Here is a 15,163-nt window from a genome sequence, read left to right as displayed (position 1 = left end):
ACTACTCGATCAGGCCCTTGTTGACGGACTTGCCGCCTTCGATGACGAAGTAGTTGATGGCGCCGGCCACGTCACCGACAGCGTCGAACTCGATGGTGCCCGAAGCGCCTTCGTAGTTGATGTCGGTGCCAGCTGCGATCAGCTCCTTGGCCTTGGTCCACTCGCCCGGCAGGATGGTTTCGCCAGGAGCATTCGAGACTTCACGCAGGGCGGCGGAGATGCCGTCACGATCGGCCGAGCCGCTCTTTTCGATGGCCAGGGCCAGCAGGAACACGGCGTCGTAGGAGTTGGTCACATAGGTGCCGTTGACGTCCTGGCCAGCCGCCTTAGTGAGGGCGTCCAGCGCGTCGAAGGACGGGCCAGCAGCCGCAGCAGCCTGGGTCAGGATCATGCCTTCAAGCGCAGCCGCATCGCGGCCGGCAAGCAGGGCTTCACCGGCCATGCCGTCGCCACCAACGAACTGGGTGAACGAGCCGGCTTCGATGGCCTGGTTCAGGATGGCGCCGCCACCGGCGTTTTCGTAGCCATAGATCACCAGCGTGGATGCGCCGGCAGCTTCGACCTGCCCGATTTCGGGGCGGTAGTCGGCCTTGCCGTCTTCATGGGCCACATTGGCCAGCACCTTGCCGCCACCAGCGACGAAGGCGTCGACAAAGGCACCGGCGAGGCCCGAACCATAGTCGTTATTGACATAGGTCACGCCGACTTCCTTGGTGCCCTGAGCGAGCAGCAGTTCAGCGGCCTTGACGCCCTGGATGGAGTCCGGAACCACGTCGCGGAACACCAGGTCGTTGTCGTCCAGCTCGGCAACGGCCGGAGCGGTCGAGGCTGGCGAGATCATCACGACATTACCCGGAATGGCCGAGCCATTGGCGCCGGCAATGGTGGCGCCGGAGCAGTAGCCGCCAAAGATCGCCACGACCTGCTCGGTATTGACCAGACGGTCAGCAGCCGGACCAGCGGCGCCGCCGTCGCAGGCGCTGTCAGCCAGCACCGAAGTCAGCTTCTGGCCGTCGAACATGCCGCCCTGATCGTTGACATTGGTGATGGCCAGATTGGCGGCATCAACCATGCCAGGCGCGAAGCCGGCGATGGGGCCGGTAATGTCGGCCAGGAAGCCGAGCTTGACCTCCTGCGCCATGGCAGGGGCAGCAATGGCGAGCGCCGAAGCGGCAACAGCCATTACCAGTGTATTCTTGAGATTGATCATGTTCGTCCCTCTGCTGGGCCGGTCCGGGGGCGGCTCTTGCCTGAGCCAGTCTTTTCCACGCGGAACGACGCGATAAAGGGGGCGCAACCCACGCCCCACTGGGGGGACTGTTGCACATTTGATTGGGCGGAGTCACCGGGTATTGATTGGCAAATCAGCCCGCTGTGGCTGTTGCTTAACGGGGCCGCATTTTGCATAGATTTGGCCTGAGGTGGGAGTGGCAGCCATGATGGCGAAGCGATGGCGCGCGGCACTGCTGGGACTGCTCGCGCTGGCCGCGACGCCGGCCCTGGCGCAGCTCACCGTGCTCGATCAGGCCCAGGATGCGGCCCAGCCCGCCGCTGCGCCGGCGGAGCCGGTTGCGCCGCCGCCGCCCTGTGGTGTCCAGCCACTCTCCATTGCCCGAATGAGCTGGCCATCGGCGGAATTGCTGGCCGAAATCCATGCCCGGGTTCTGGCCCGCGAATTTGGCTGCGAGGTGCGGGTTACGCCCGGCGATCTGGCGGCCACGGGGTCGTCGATGGGATCGACCGGCCAGCCGGCCGTGGCGCCGGAAATGTGGGTGACCCGCATCGCCGACGTGTGGAATGCCGGCATCGCCGCGCAAATGCTGCGGCCTGCCTCCGCGACCTATGTCGAGACCCAGTTCGAGGGCTGGTTCATGCCGGATTATGTGGCGGCGGGGCATCCGGAACTGACCGGCGTCGCCGGGTTGGCGGCCGCCATGCCGACACTCAATAATGGGGTCAAGGTGCGCTTTGTCTCCTGCCCGGCCGATTGGGCCTGCGCGCTGATCAACCGCAATCTGCTCGCGGCGCTGGGGCTGACCGGCATGGTGGAACTGGTCGAGCCGGGCAATCGCTTCGAGATGGATATGCTGATCGCCGAGGCGGTGAGCCGACGCGAGCCGATCCTGTTTTATTACTGGCAGCCCAATGCGGTGCTGGCGCAGTTCAATTTCGTGCCGCTCGACATGGGCGCCTATGACGAGGAAGCGGCCAAGTGCCTGGCGCGGCTCAGTTGCCCCACGCTCGTGCCCAGCGCCTTCCCCAGCGAAACCGTGGTCGTGGCCCTTGCCGAATGGGTGTTTACCGACATTCCGACCATCGCCGCCTATTTCCAGCGGACCAGCCTGCCGCTCGCCGAGATGAATGCTTTGCTGGCCCAGTTGAACGAGCCCGGGGCCACGGTGGAGGGCATTGCCGACCGCTTTGTGGCCGAGCGAGAAGATCTCTGGCGCCGCTGGGCCGGCCCGGCCGCGCCGTAACCGCTGCAAACTGGGCGATTTTGCGGCGATCAGATGGCCGCTAATTATTTTTCACTTGCAGCGTGATGTCGTGACCACTTGCGGGCACTTGCGTGAGCAAGTTTTTCTCTTGTAGCAGTCTTATTGCAGTCTATTTCAGAATAGACGCCAAGTCTAAATTGCCAATTTTAACAGTTATCTGTCAAGTATTGGGCGATTTGACAGGGCTGTATTGTGCTGTATGGTTTGCTCATCCCAAAAATCCCAGGAGACGACCTGATGATATTGAAATCCGGTGGCATTGCCGCCGCGATGACCGTTGCGCTGTTGTCCGCTGCAACCGTACCCGCCATCGCCCAGGACTCCACCGCCGCCTGCGGTACTGATCGCACCATCGACATTGCCGAGATGACCTGGCCGTCAGCGGCCGCTCTGGCTCATATTCACGCCACCATTCTCGAAGCCGGCTTTGGCTGCGATGTCGAGATCGTCACTGGCGACACGGTTCCCACCTCATCGTCCATGCTGACGCGTGGCTCGCCGGCCGTAGCGCCCGAGCTGTGGACCAGCGCCATTGAAGAGCCCTGGGCCGAAGGCGTTGCCGAGGGCAGTGTGGTGTCGCTGGGCGAGGCCATCACCGATGGCACGGTCGAGGGCTGGTTCATCCCGCGCTATACCCAGGAGGCCCACCCCGAACTGGTGTCGGCCACCGACGTGATCGCACGCCCCGATCTGTTCCTCGATCCGGAAGATTCCAGCCAGGGGCGGCTGTATTCCTGCCCGCCGGGCTGGGCCTGCGAGCTGTCCACCTCGGCGCTGTTCGAAGCCTATGACATGGATGCGACGTGGAACCTGTTCTCGCCCGGTTCGGGCGGCACGCTGGATGCTTCCATCGCCCGCGCCTTCGTGCGCGAAGAAGCTATCGTGTTCTACTATTGGGGCCCGACGGCGATCCTGGGCAAGTATGACGCGGTGCAGCTGGAAATGGGCGAGCCCGACGAGGCCGTCTATATCTGCAATACCGATCCCGATTGCGACGAACCCGCTGGCGTGACCGCCTATCCGTCCTCGCCCGCCGTGGTTGGCGCTGCCGCCTGGCTGACCGAGGAAGCTCCGGCCGTGGCCGAGTATTTCACCAAGGTCGGCCTGACCAATGCCGAAATCAGCGAGCTGCTGGTATATGGCGACGAGAACCAGGCCGATGCTGCTGCCACCGCCGAAAACTTCCTGCGTACCAAGGAAGAGCTGTGGAGCGGCTGGGTGTCGCCCGAAGTGGCCGAAAAGGTCAAAGCCAGCCTCAGCTGATTGTTCGTCCCCACGATGACGCGGCCGGGTTGCGACCCGGCCGCTTTCCGTATGATGCCCGAAGGCGCGATCTATCGCTTTTCGGCATCATGCGCACCGAACTCCCGAAAAGAGAGCCCGCGTGTTTCCCGATATTATTGATTCTCGCCCGCTGCGACGCGCCATTGACGATGCCCTCAACTGGGTCGTCCGCAATTGGGGCGATGGCTTTGAGGCCGCCGCCTATCCGCTGCTGATGCTGCTCAAATCCATCGAGAGCCTGCTGATCGCCACCCCGTGGTGGCTGATCATGGCCATTCTGGGCGGCATTGCCTGGCTGGCCACAAGAAACTGGAAGCTGCCGGCCGTCGTGCTGGTGTCGCTGCTGTTTCTGGGCGTGATGGATTTGTGGCAGGACGCCATGACCACCATGGCCTTGATGATTGCCGCGACCATCACCGCCATTCTGGTCTCCATTCCGGTCGGCGTGTGGATGAGCCGGTCCTCGCGGACCCGGCAGATCATCACCCCGGTGCTGGATCTGATGCAGACCATGCCCAGCTTCGTCTATCTCATTCCCACGGTGATGATCTTCGGCCCCGGCAAGATTCCGGCGCTGATCGCCACCATCGTTTATGCGGCGCCGCCGCTGGTGCGGCTGACCGATCTGGGCCTGCGCTCGGTGGATCCGGCGGTGATGGAGGCCAGCCGCGCCTTCGGCACCAGTCCGCGCCAGCGCCTGTTCGGCGTGCAGATTCCCTTGGCGCTGCCGACCATTCTGGCTGGCGTCAACCAGACCACGATGATGGCCTTGGCCATGGTGGTGATCGCCTCGATGATCGGGGCCGGCGGACTGGGCTATCAGGTGCTGCAGGGCATCGGTCGGCTTGAAGTCAGCCGCGGGCTGTTTGCCGGGCTCGGTATTGTCGCGCTCGCCATCATTTTTGACCGCATCACCCAATCATTCGGCAAACAATTGCAGGGCCGTATCGGCCTGTCGGAGGCGCGCTAGATGAACGTCATGACCTCGCCCGCCCAGTTGGGCGACAAAGCCACCGACCTCGCCATCGCCATGCGCGGGGTGACCAAGATTTTCGGCAAGGACCCGCAGGGCGCGCTGGCGTTGCTGCGCTCCGGCAAATCCAAGGCCGAAGTGCAGGCCGAGACCGATCATGTTGTCGGGCTCGACGACGTGTCGCTCGATATCGCCCGCGGCCAGATTTTCGTGGTCATGGGCCTGTCGGGCTCGGGCAAGTCGACGCTGATCCGTCACGTCAATCGCCTGATCGAGCCCACCTCCGGCGAGATCGTGGTCAATGGCACCGACGTGCTGCAGATGGACCACGACGCGCTGCGCAGCTATCGGCGCACCCAGGTGGCCATGGTGTTCCAGAAGTTTGGCCTGTTGCCGCATCGTTCGGTGATCGACAATGTCGCCTATGGGCTGGAAGTGCGCGGCGTCAGCAAGGCCGAGCGGCTCAAGGCGGCGGCCAAGTGGATCGAGATCGTCGGGCTGTCCGGCTATGAGCAAAGCCAGCCGCGCCAGCTCTCGGGTGGTCAGCAGCAGCGTGTCGGTCTGGCCCGAGCGCTGGCGCTGGATACCGACATCATCCTGATGGACGAGGCGTTTTCGGCGCTCGACCCGCTGATCCGCTCCGGCATGCAGGATCAACTGATCGAGCTGCAGAAATCACTGGGGAAGACAATTCTGTTCATCACCCACGATTTCGATGAGGCGCTCAAGATCGGCGACCGCATCGCGGTGCTCAAGGATGGGGCGCTGCAGCAGGAGGGCAAGCCGGAAGATATCGTGCTGCGGCCGGCCAATGCGCATATCGAGGACTTTGTGCGCGAGGTGAACAAGGCCCGCGCCATCCATGTGCGCTCGATCATGGAGCGCGGCGAGCACGAGCCCTGCGCCCAGGCGGTGTCCAAAAACGCTCGCTGTGAGGACGTGCTGCCGCTGTTTGATGAACACCAATGGGTGGGCGTGCTCGATGATGAAGGCCGCCAGATCGGGCGCATTACCGCAAGGCAGGTCATCAAGGCGCTGGCGCGTTATACGCCGGGCGTCGGCGAAGACCCGTGACAGCTTCATGACAGCTTCATGACAGCTATCCTTCCGTCGTAGTTGCGTCCGGCGCAATGGCGCAGATATAAGGGCGCCGTGAAGCCGAGTGTGGCAGCGGGAGTAGCGACTTTGGATTTGAAACGGATCAACGATCACGTCACCGTCTCGGGGCAGATTCAGCCTGAGGATGTCGCCGCGCTCAAAGCCGCCGGTTTCGTGGCCATCGTCAACAACCGCCCCGATGGCGAATCGCCCGACCAGCCGGACGGCGCCGTCATCGAGGCTGCTGCCAAGGCGGCGGGTCTGGCCTACTATGCTATTCCGCTGGGCCGTGAAGGGGTTTCCCCCGGCATGGTCGAGCAGACCAAATCAGTGCTCGAGGGGAGCGCTGGTCCGGTCTTCTGTTTCTGCCGTTCGGGGACGCGTTCCACCACCTTGTGGGCGCTGAGCCAGGCCGGAGACGTAGCGGCGGATGAGATCATTTCGCAGGCGGCTGAGGCCGGCTACGACATGAGTCACCTCGCCGGCCACCTCGGCCGCAATTAGACTTAATCTGTTTCGGCGGTTGAACGGGCAACCGTCACGACCGCCGTTGACGACCTGAGCCGGACCCTTACGGGTCCCCAACCCCTCCAGCTCGGAACGGTTATCCATGCCTATCAAGAAAATCCTCGTCGCCAATCGCAGCGAAATTGCCATCCGCGTGTTCCGCGCCGCCAACGAGCTGGGGCTCAAAACGGTGGCCGTGTTTGCCGAAGAGGACAAGCTGGCGCTGCACCGCTTCAAGGCGGATGAGGCCTATCTGATCGGCAAGGGCCTCGGCCCGGTCGAAGCCTATCTGCAGATCGAGGAATATATCCGCATCGCGCGCCTGTCGGGCGCCGACGCCATCCATCCCGGCTATGGCCTCTTGGCAGAAAGCCCCGAATTCGTTGATGCCTGTGAGGAAGCCGGCCTGATCTTTATCGGCCCACGCGCCCAGACCATGCGCGACCTCGGCAATAAGGTTGCGGCCCGCAACATGGCCATCGCGTCTGATGTGCCGGTGGTGCCGGCGACCGGCGCGCTGCCGGATGATCCTGCTGAAATCAAGCGGCTCGCAGCCGAGGTCGGCTATCCGCTGATGCTTAAGGCCAGCTGGGGCGGCGGCGGGCGCGGCATGCGCCGCATCATGGATGAAGCCTCGCTGCTGTCGGAAGTCAGCGAAGGCAAGCGCGAGGCCAAGGCGGCGTTCGGCAAGGACGAGATGTATCTCGAAAAGCTGGTCGAGCGCGCCCGCCACGTCGAAGTGCAGCTGATCGGCGACGCGCATGGCAATCTGGTGCATCTTTATGAACGCGACTGCTCGGTGCAGCGTCGCAATCAGAAGGTGGTGGAGCGGGCCCCCGCGCCATATCTCTCCGATGCCGTGCGCAAGGAACTGACCGACGCCGCGGTGCGGCTGGGCAATGCCGCCAATTATCGCGGCGCCGGCACTGTTGAATTCCTGATGGATGCCGACACCGACAAATTCTACTTCATCGAAGTCAATCCGCGCATCCAGGTGGAGCATACCGTCACCGAGGAAGTGACCGGCATCGACATCGTCAAGGCGCAGATCCATCTGCTCGACGGCGCGGTGATCGGCACCCCCGAATCCGGCGTGCCGCTGCAGCAGGACATCCGCCTCAACGGCAATGCCATCCAGTGCCGGGTGACCACCGAAGACCCCGAGCAGAACTTCATTCCCGATTATGGCCGCATCACCGCCTATCGTGGCGCCACCGGCTTTGGCGTGCGGCTCGATGGTGGCACCGCCTATTCCGGCGCCATCATCACCCGGTTCTATGATCCGCTGCTGGAAAAGGTCACCTGCTGGGCCCCGACCGCTGAAGAGGCGATTGCCCGCATGCACCGCGCCTTGCGTGAGTTCCGCATCCGTGGCGTCTCGACCAATCTGGCGTTTCTCGAAAACATCATCACCCACCCCGATTTTGTCGAGAACCGCTACACCACGCGCTTCATCGACACGACGCCCGAGCTGTTCAACTTCACCCCGCGCAAGGATCGCGCGACCAAGCTGTTGAGCTACATTGCCGACGTCACCGTCAACGGCCATCCCGAAGTGCGCGACCGGCCCCGGCCGCCCGCCGCTGCGGCAGCGCCGGTGGTGCCTGAATTCCCGCCTTTGGCGGCCATCGAGGGCAGCCGGCAGATTCTGGACCGTGACGGGCCGAAGGGCCTGGCCGACTGGATGAAAAGCCAGAAGCGGGTGTTGTTCACCGACACCACCATGCGCGATGCGCATCAGAGCTTGCTCGCTACCCGCATGCGCAGCTTCGATATCACCCGCATTGCCGAGGCCTATTCGCGCGGCTTGCCGAATTTGTTCAGCCTTGAATGCTGGGGCGGGGCGACGTTTGACGTGGCGATGCGCTTCCTCAATGAAGACCCGTGGGAGCGGCTGGCCAAGGTGCGCGAAGGCGCGCCCAATATTCTCACGCAGATGCTGCTGCGCGGCTCCAATGGCGTCGGCTACACCAACTATGCCGATAATGTCGTCAAGTTCTTCGTCGCCCAGGCGGCCAAGGGTGGCGTCGATATCTTCCGCGTTTTCGATTGCCTCAACTGGGTCGAGAATATGCGGGTCTCGCTCGATGCGGTGCTCGATGCCGGCAAGGTGGCCGAAGGCGTGATCTGCTACACCGGCGATGTGCTCGATCCCGACCGCGCCAAATATGACCTCAAATATTACGTCGGGCTGGCCAAGGAGCTGGAACAGGCCGGCGCGCATATTTTGGGTCTCAAGGATATGGCCGGGCTGCTGAAGCCCGCTGCGGCGCGCAAGCTGATCGAAACGTTGCGCAACGAAACCGACCTGCCGATCCACCTGCACACCCACGACACCTCGGGGGCGGCCTCCGCTACCGTGCTGGCGGCAGTCGATGCCGGCGTCCATGCGGTCGATGCGGCGATGGATGCGCTGAGCGGTACCACCAGCCAGCCGACCCTTGGCTCCATCGTGGCGGCGCTGCGGGACGGCGAGCGCGATCCCGGACTCGACGCCAAGGCGATCCGCCAGATTTCCTTCTATTGGGAAGCGGTGCGCACGCAGTATCGCGCCTTTGAGAGCGATCTCAAGGGCGGCGCTTCGGAAGTCTATCTGCACGAAATGCCGGGTGGCCAGTTCACCAATCTCAAGGAACAGGCGCGTTCGCTGGGTCTGGAAACCCGCTGGCACGAAGTCGCCCAGACCTATGCCGACGTCAACCAGATGTTCGGCGATATCGTCAAGGTGACGCCGAGCTCCAAGGTGGTCGGCGACATGGCACTGGCCATGGTTTCGGCCGGACTGACTCGCGCCGATGTGGAAGACCCCAAGCGCGATATCGCCTTTCCGGATTCCGTGGTCGGCTTCTTCGCTGGCGATCTGGGCCAGCCGCCGGGCGGCTTCCCCGAGGCGCTGCAAAAGAAGGTGCTCAAGGGCAAGGCCCCGCTGACTGAACGGCCGGGCTCCTATCTCAAGGATGTCGACCTCGAAGCCGAGCGCAAGAAGATCGAGGACGAAGTCGGCCATCCGATCGATGATTTCCGCCTCGCCTCTTACCTGATGTACCCCAAAGTTTTTTCCGATTTTGAAAAGACTCAGGATCGCTACGGCCCCACCGAGGTGCTGCCGACGCCGGTGTATTTCTATGGCCTCGTGGAAGGCCAGGAACTGCTGGTCGATCTGGAAAAGGGCAAAACGCTGGTGCTGCAATATCTCAGCCGCGCCGAAACCAACGACAAGGGCGAAGTGCGGGTGTTCTTCGACCTCAATGGTCAGCCGCGCACCATCACCGTGCCCGACCGGCTGACCGCCGGCGCCGTCAAAGTGCGGGCCAAGGCCGCCTTGGGCGATCCCAAGCAGGTTGGCGCGCCGATGCCGGGCGTGATCTCGGCGCTCAACGTCAAACAGGGTCAGACAGTCAGTGCCGGCGATGTGCTGTGTTCGATTGAAGCGATGAAGATGGAAACCGCCATCCACGCCGAAGCCGATGGGGTGATCGCCGAATTGCTGATCAAGCCCGGCGACCAGATTGACGCCAAGGACCTGCTGGTCCGCTTCGAATAGAAAAAAGGCCCGGAGTGATCCGGGCCTTTTTTATTGGGGGAGTGTTCGCCTAGACCCGGCGCGCCTGACCATCAATGGTCTGGCCGTTGCGCTCGCGCGGGTCGGCACGCACCGGCACCGGCAGGCGGCTGACGATCCAGCTCACCATCAACGGGATCAGGATCAGATCATCGACCCAGCCAATGAAGGGCAGGACATCGGGAATGATGTCGAACGGATTGATCAGGTAGAACGCGGCAAACAGCGTCGCGGCCTTGAGGTAAAGCGGGGTTTCACGCGCCAGTAACGCCTTCCAAAGCAGAAGGGCTTCTTTGCGGAAAAGGACGATGCGGGGGAGGAGGGTGCTGAACATGATTGATAAATGGGATGGGTCCGCCGGGGATCAAGAGCGGGCCGATCACATTTTTGGGTCCGCCTGCGTCGGTTGGCATCACCTAGAAACATTGCGTCGGCGGGCCGCCCGGCCTATTTCTGCTGCAGAACTTTAGAGGTGTCTTATGGCTGGCCCGGCAATGCGCAGGCAATCGGTGGGTGTGGATGTTGGCGGCGTGATGGTCGGCGGCGGCGCGCCCGTGGTCGTGCAGTCGATGACCAATACCGATACTGCCGATATCGATGCGACGGTCAAACAGGTGATGCAGCTGGCGCGCGCCGGTTCGGAGATCGTCCGCATCACCGTCGACCGCGATGAGAGCGCCGCTGCGGTGCCGATCATCCGCGATCGGCTGGCCGTCATGGGCTATGACGTGCCGCTGGTCGGCGATTTTCACTATATCGGCCACAAGCTGCTGACCGACCACCCGGCCTGCGCCGAGGCGCTGGCCAAATACCGCATCAATCCGGGCAATGTCGGCTTCAAGGCCAAGCGCGACACGCAGTTTTCGACGCTGATCGAGATTGCCAACCGGTACAACAAGCCGGTGCGTATCGGGGTGAACTGGGGCTCGCTCGATGAAGAGCTGCTCACCAAGCTGATGGACGAAAACGCGGTGTCGCAGACGCCGATTTCGGCCTCAGCCGTGCAGCGCGAAGCAATTATCCAGTCAGCGCTGTTGAGCGCGCAGCGCGCCGAAGAGCTGGGCATGGGCCGCGACAAGATCATCCTCTCGACCAAGGTATCCGACGTCCAGCATCTGATCGCGGTGTATCAGGATCTCGCTTCGCGCTGCGATTATGCGCTGCATCTGGGGCTGACCGAGGCTGGCATGGGGTCCAAGGGCATTGTCGCCTCGTCGGCGGCACTGGGCATTTTGCTGCAGCAGGGCGTCGGCGACACCATCCGCATTTCGCTGACCCCCGAACCGGGCGGCGATCGCACCACCGAGGTCAAGGTGGCGCAGGAGCTGCTGCAGACCATGGGCTTCCGGCAGTTCGTGCCGGTGGTGGCGGCGTGCCCCGGCTGTGGCCGTACCACCTCCACCACCTTCCAGTCGCTGGCCAAGGAGATTCAGGATCATCTCTCGAGCTCGATGCCGGTGTGGAAAGAGCGCTATCCGGGGGTGGAAGGTCTGTCGGTGGCGGTGATGGGTTGCATCGTCAATGGCCCGGGCGAGAGCAAGCATGCCAATATCGGCATCTCGCTGCCCGGCACTGGCGAAACCCCGGCGGCGCCGGTGTTTGTCGATGGCCAGAAGGTGGCGACGCTGCGCGGGGCCGATGTGGCCGATCAGTTCAAAGTGATGGTGGCCGATTATATCGAGCGCAAATTCGGCGCTGGCCGGGAGGCAGCGGAATGAGTGATTTCTTCCGCCAGCTCTTCGCGCCCTTCGCTTCGGTGCCCCGCCGCTGGCTCTGGCTGGGCGCCATGCTGCTTATGCTGTTGGGACTCGGGCTGACCGGAAATCTGGCTTAGAAATGCAAAAGGGGCGCTAGCGCCCCTTTTTTATGATCAGGCCTGGGTCTGCCATTCGGCCAGCGGGAACACCCGGTCATAGGCCCAATTGAACACGAAGGCGTAGGCCATGTAGAACGCGGCCAGCGCGATATCCATCAGCAGCGCATCCCACAGCGAGATCTGCAAATACCAGGCGATGGCCGGCAGCATGAAGATCAGCAGGCCGAGCTCGAACAGCATGGCATGACCGACGCGGATGGGGACGGTTTTGGCGGTATTGCCGCGCCAGCGCACCATCAGATGGTCGAAGCCGAGATTGAAGACATAGTTCCACAGCATGGCGATGGTGGCGCCGAACACCACCACCACGGCGGAATCGCCGCCGGGCAGGTGGAAGGCTAGCGCGGCAAGTGGTGTGGCCAGCGCAATGCCGATGACTTCGAAGCTGACAGCGTGGCGGATACGGTCGGCGGTGGTCCGCATTGAAACATTCCCTTGAGTGTCGGGTCGTCCCGAATGCAGGTCCCAAAATAGGGGGAGGCCGTCCTCGCAGTGGCGATATAGGGCCTTCCGCGCGCCGGGGCAAGGCAAAGGGGCGCAAAGCCCCTATGCCTTGCGGGCAGGTAGCCTAGATCAGGCCTTCGGCCTTGAGCGCGGCCTGAGTGGCCGGGCGGGCGCCAACGGCAGCCATCAGCGCTGCGATCTTGGGGAAGGCGGTGGCCAGATCGATGGTGCTGCGGCTCCAGTTGATGACGGTGAAGGCGTAGGCGTCGGCCTGGGTATAGTCACCCAGCAGATAGGGGCCGGCTTCTGGCAGCATCGCCTCGAACTGCTTCAGCCGGCGGGTGATTTCGGCCAGCACAATGGCGCGCTCTTCGTCGCTCATATTGGGCTTGAACAACCCGCCGGATGCCTTGTGCAAATCGCCGATAAAGCCCAGCGCTTCCTGCAGGCGGGCGCGCTCCAGCGTGCCGGCGGCGGGCTTGAAGGCGGCAATGTCCGAGCTGTCGCCCAGATATTGCAGGATCGCCGGACCCTGGGTCAGCACCTGACCTTCAGCGACCTGGAGGGCCGGTACGGCGCCGCGCGGATTGATGGCAAAATAGTCGGCGTCGGACGCGGTCTTTTTCGTCCGCAGATCGACAGCCTCAATGGCAAAGGGCCGGCCCAGCTCGTTGAGTACAATGTGGGAGGCCAGCGAACACGCGCCGGGGGCATAAAACAGTTTCATCAGGAACCTAACTCGTCATCCATCCAGCCAAGCGGCTGTGCAGCTTAGCTAGGGTGGCGGTGCGGCGCGCACCAGTGAAGCTATCGTGATCGCGGCAATATGTCCTGCGGTCAGACCGAGGCTTCGACTTCGAGCGGCGGCACGCAGGCATCGACCCATTGGCCACCACACAATTCAGCCAGCCGCTCGACGCTCAGCCGCACCGAAGCATGGGTGTCGCCGCCGGCGGGGATCACCTCGGCGTAAACCTTGAGCGAGCTATCCAGGTAGATCGGCAGCGGCGCCGGCAGGCCGAAGGGGCAGACGCCGCCGACTTCGTGGCTGGTCAGGCGCAATACATCCTCGGCGCCGAGCATGCGCGGACGGCCGCCAAAGGCGGCCTTGGATTTGACGTTGTCGAGGCGAGCGTCGCCACGCGTCACCAGCAGGAATTCCTCGTCCTTGACGCGGATGCACAGCGTCTTGGCGATCTGGCCGGGTTCGACGCCATGCACCGCGGCGGCCAGTTGCACCGTGGCGGTGGAGGCGGTGGTGACTTCGACGATGAGGTCGGGGGCGCGGGCGGCGAGGTCGGCTTGAACGGATTGGAGGCTCATCTTGACGCTTTCAGAACAGGCGGGCGAGGCGGTTTTCGTAATCGGCGCGCATCAAATGATGCACCGGCGTGGTGAGGGCGCGGCGCATGAAATCGGGATCGATCTCGCGCACCCCATCCAGCGCCATCAATGCGGCGACGCTGATGCGTTCCCCGGCATAGGGATGATAGGCGACGTCCATGCCGCTGGCCACCGTGCCCGGCGTAATGACCCGGCAATAGGCGCCGGGGCGGCCGGCGCGATGGAAGCGCTTGGCCCAGAACTTGTCGCCCATGCGGGCGGAAAACACCGTGCAGGGCGTGCGGTGCGAGGTGACTTCGAGCACTACATCATGGATGGCGAAGCGGTCGCCGACCGCGACGTTGCGACCTTCGACGCCGGAAATGGTGAGGTTCTCGCCAAATAGGCCGGGCTCCATGGTCTGTCCCAGCTCACCGGCCCACCAGAAATAGTCATCGGCGAAATAGGCATAGATGGCCTGATCAACGCCGCCATGGTGGCGACGGTCGACAATGGCGTCATCCACGAGGCCTTGCGCGTCGATCTCGACCGGCCCGTCGACCGGGCGCTTGAAGATGCCGGTCAGCGCGGATTTGGCGGGGATCGGTTCGGCCTTGCCGCGATTGACGCTGAGCAGCGTGGCCACTTGCTCAATGCTCCCGGCTGGCAAAATAGCGGGCCGTGGCGCGCAGCCCATCGGCCTTGGGACCAAAGGTGCGCAGCGAGAGGACCGCCTCATTGACGATCTGGTCGAGCCGGGCGCGGGCGCCGTCGAGGCCCAATTGGCCAACCAAAGTCTGCTTGCCCTTGGCGGCATCCTTGCCGGTGGCCTTGCCCATGGCTTCAGGGGTGGCGGTGACGTCGAGAATGTCGTCGGCCAGCTGGAAAGCGCGGCCGGCGGCCTCGGCATAGGCGGTGAGAACCGACAGGGCCCGCGGCTCGGCACCGCCCAGAATGGCCCCCATGCGGACGCTGGCGCGGATCAGCGCGCCGGTCTTCATCGCCTGCATGGTGGAAATTTCATTGCCGGAAAAGCCGCCGCGCTCGCCCGCGATATCACGCATCTGCCCGCCCACCATGCCGCCGGCGCCGGAGCCGGCAACCAGTTCGGCCACCAGCGCCAGGCGCACGGCCGGATCGGGATGGCAGGCCGGATCGACCAGCATGCCAAAGGCGTGGGTGAGCAGGGCATCGCCGGCCAGGATGGCGGTAGCGTCGTCATAGGCCTTGTGCACCGTGGGGCGGCCGCGACGCAGATCGTCGTCATCCATCGCCGGCAGATCGTCATGGATCAGCGAATAACAGTGGATCATTTCCACCGCGAGACCGGCGGTCAGCGCGCCGACTGGGGCCGCGTTGAAAATGGCGGCGGCCTGCCGCACCAGCAGCGGCCGCAGCCGTTTGCCACCCTCAAGGCTGCCATGGCGCATGGCTGCAATCAGCCGCTCGTCGGCCGGGCCGGGGCCTGACAGGCGCGCAACAACAAGCTGGCGCTCCAGCGCGGTTTCCACAGCAGCAGCGCAATCGGCGATATCGGCAGCGAAATCATACATGACTCGTTGCTAGCCGGTCAGCCGCGCCGCTGCAAGCCGGGAGGA

The 15,163-nt window shown here is 63.7% G+C and carries 14 protein-coding genes; 7 read left to right on the top strand and 7 right to left on the bottom strand.

Annotated features, from left to right (window positions below; all coding sequences use genetic code 11):
* Window position 1 precedes the first annotated feature (1 nt).
* Window positions 2-1,210 (bottom strand): ABC transporter substrate-binding protein, encoded by a 1,209-nt coding sequence (locus ACX3OW_RS00945; RefSeq protein ID WP_459093861.1) that lies wholly within the window; start codon window positions 1,208-1,210, stop codon window positions 2-4.
* Window positions 1,211-1,436: 226 nt separating this feature from the next.
* On the opposite strand from ACX3OW_RS00945, the gene ACX3OW_RS00940 reads away from it, so the two are divergent.
* From ACX3OW_RS00940 to pyc, 6 genes are all read left to right on the top strand, one after another.
* Window positions 1,437-2,477 (top strand): glycine betaine ABC transporter substrate-binding protein, encoded by a 1,041-nt coding sequence (locus ACX3OW_RS00940; protein ID WP_459093860.1) that lies wholly within the window; start codon window positions 1,437-1,439, stop codon window positions 2,475-2,477.
* Window positions 2,478-2,735: 258 nt separating this feature from the next.
* Window positions 2,736-3,761 (top strand): ABC transporter substrate-binding protein, encoded by a 1,026-nt coding sequence (locus ACX3OW_RS00935; RefSeq protein WP_459093859.1) that lies wholly within the window; start codon window positions 2,736-2,738, stop codon window positions 3,759-3,761.
* Window positions 3,762-3,882: 121 nt separating this feature from the next.
* Window positions 3,883-4,752, top strand: a complete 870-nt coding sequence (locus ACX3OW_RS00930; RefSeq protein WP_459093858.1) for an ABC transporter permease — start codon at window positions 3,883-3,885, stop codon at window positions 4,750-4,752.
* Window positions 4,753-5,829 carry a quaternary amine ABC transporter ATP-binding protein gene (locus ACX3OW_RS00925; protein WP_459093857.1) on the top strand — a complete coding sequence of 359 codons (1,077 nt, stop codon included), beginning with the start codon at window positions 4,753-4,755 and terminating at the stop codon, window positions 5,827-5,829.
* 111 nt (window positions 5,830-5,940) lie between these two features.
* The gene (locus ACX3OW_RS00920) at window positions 5,941-6,357 is read left to right on the top strand and encodes a protein tyrosine phosphatase family protein (protein ID WP_459093856.1); all 417 of its coding nucleotides are present in this window, start codon (window positions 5,941-5,943) and stop codon (window positions 6,355-6,357) included.
* Window positions 6,358-6,463: 106 nt separating this feature from the next.
* Window positions 6,464-9,904 carry a pyruvate carboxylase gene (pyc, locus tag ACX3OW_RS00915; RefSeq protein WP_459093855.1) on the top strand — a complete coding sequence of 1,147 codons (3,441 nt, stop codon included), beginning with the start codon at window positions 6,464-6,466 and terminating at the stop codon, window positions 9,902-9,904.
* A gap of 49 nt (window positions 9,905-9,953) precedes the next feature.
* Here the strand turns inward: pyc and ACX3OW_RS00910 are convergent, their stop codons facing one another.
* Complete coding sequence (locus tag ACX3OW_RS00910) at window positions 9,954-10,256, bottom strand: YkvA family protein (RefSeq protein ID WP_459093854.1); 303 nt, start codon at window positions 10,254-10,256, stop codon at window positions 9,954-9,956.
* Between the two features lie 145 nt (window positions 10,257-10,401).
* On the opposite strand from ACX3OW_RS00910, the gene ispG reads away from it, so the two are divergent.
* Window positions 10,402-11,640 carry a flavodoxin-dependent (E)-4-hydroxy-3-methylbut-2-enyl-diphosphate synthase gene (gene ispG / locus ACX3OW_RS00905; protein WP_459093853.1) on the top strand — a complete coding sequence of 413 codons (1,239 nt, stop codon included), beginning with the start codon at window positions 10,402-10,404 and terminating at the stop codon, window positions 11,638-11,640.
* 152 nt (window positions 11,641-11,792) lie between these two features.
* Here ispG and ACX3OW_RS00900 read toward each other — a convergent pair whose 3' ends face one another.
* The 5 genes from ACX3OW_RS00900 to ACX3OW_RS00880 all read right to left on the bottom strand — a co-directional run bounded on the left by ACX3OW_RS00900 (window position 11,793) and on the right by ACX3OW_RS00880 (window position 15,118).
* Window positions 11,793-12,221, bottom strand: a complete 429-nt coding sequence (locus ACX3OW_RS00900; protein WP_459093852.1) for a PACE efflux transporter — start codon at window positions 12,219-12,221, stop codon at window positions 11,793-11,795.
* 145 nt (window positions 12,222-12,366) lie between these two features.
* A complete protein-coding gene (locus ACX3OW_RS00895) occupies window positions 12,367-12,969 on the bottom strand; it encodes a glutathione S-transferase family protein (protein ID WP_459093851.1) in 603 nt (200 codons plus the stop codon).
* Window positions 12,970-13,079: 110 nt separating this feature from the next.
* Window positions 13,080-13,565, bottom strand: coding sequence for a YbaK/EbsC family protein (locus tag ACX3OW_RS00890; RefSeq protein ID WP_459093850.1), 486 nt, complete (start codon window positions 13,563-13,565; stop codon window positions 13,080-13,082).
* Between the two features lie 10 nt (window positions 13,566-13,575).
* Window positions 13,576-14,211 carry an MOSC domain-containing protein gene (locus ACX3OW_RS00885; protein ID WP_459093849.1) on the bottom strand — a complete coding sequence of 212 codons (636 nt, stop codon included), beginning with the start codon at window positions 14,209-14,211 and terminating at the stop codon, window positions 13,576-13,578.
* 4 nt (window positions 14,212-14,215) lie between these two features.
* The gene (locus ACX3OW_RS00880) at window positions 14,216-15,118 is read right to left on the bottom strand and encodes a polyprenyl synthetase family protein (protein WP_459093848.1); all 903 of its coding nucleotides are present in this window, start codon (window positions 15,116-15,118) and stop codon (window positions 14,216-14,218) included.
* Between the last annotated feature and the right edge of the window lie 45 nt (window positions 15,119-15,163).

This window comes from Devosia sp. A449, assembly GCF_054489375.1.
The sequence above is the reverse complement of the archived record's forward strand: the minus strand, read 5'-3'. Positions and strand labels throughout refer to the sequence as shown.

Coding starts and splice junctions, on each gene's coding strand:
- ACX3OW_RS00890 (WP_459093850.1), bottom strand. CDS start 13,565: ATGAGCCTCCAATCCGTTCAAGCCGACCTCGCCGCCCGCGCCCCCGAC.
- ACX3OW_RS00925 (WP_459093857.1), top strand. CDS start 4,753: ATGAACGTCATGACCTCGCCCGCCCAGTTGGGCGACAAAGCCACCGAC.
- ACX3OW_RS00940 (WP_459093860.1), top strand. CDS start 1,437: ATGATGGCGAAGCGATGGCGCGCGGCACTGCTGGGACTGCTCGCGCTG.
- ACX3OW_RS00910 (WP_459093854.1), bottom strand. CDS start 10,256: ATGTTCAGCACCCTCCTCCCCCGCATCGTCCTTTTCCGCAAAGAAGCC.
- ACX3OW_RS00895 (WP_459093851.1), bottom strand. CDS start 12,969: ATGAAACTGTTTTATGCCCCCGGCGCGTGTTCGCTGGCCTCCCACATT.
- ACX3OW_RS00935 (WP_459093859.1), top strand. CDS start 2,736: ATGATATTGAAATCCGGTGGCATTGCCGCCGCGATGACCGTTGCGCTG.
- ACX3OW_RS00900 (WP_459093852.1), bottom strand. CDS start 12,221: ATGCGGACCACCGCCGACCGTATCCGCCACGCTGTCAGCTTCGAAGTC.
- pyc (WP_459093855.1), top strand. CDS start 6,464: ATGCCTATCAAGAAAATCCTCGTCGCCAATCGCAGCGAAATTGCCATC.
- ispG (WP_459093853.1), top strand. CDS start 10,402: ATGGCTGGCCCGGCAATGCGCAGGCAATCGGTGGGTGTGGATGTTGGC.
- ACX3OW_RS00880 (WP_459093848.1), bottom strand. CDS start 15,118: ATGTATGATTTCGCTGCCGATATCGCCGATTGCGCTGCTGCTGTGGAA.
- ACX3OW_RS00945 (WP_459093861.1), bottom strand. CDS start 1,210: ATGATCAATCTCAAGAATACACTGGTAATGGCTGTTGCCGCTTCGGCG.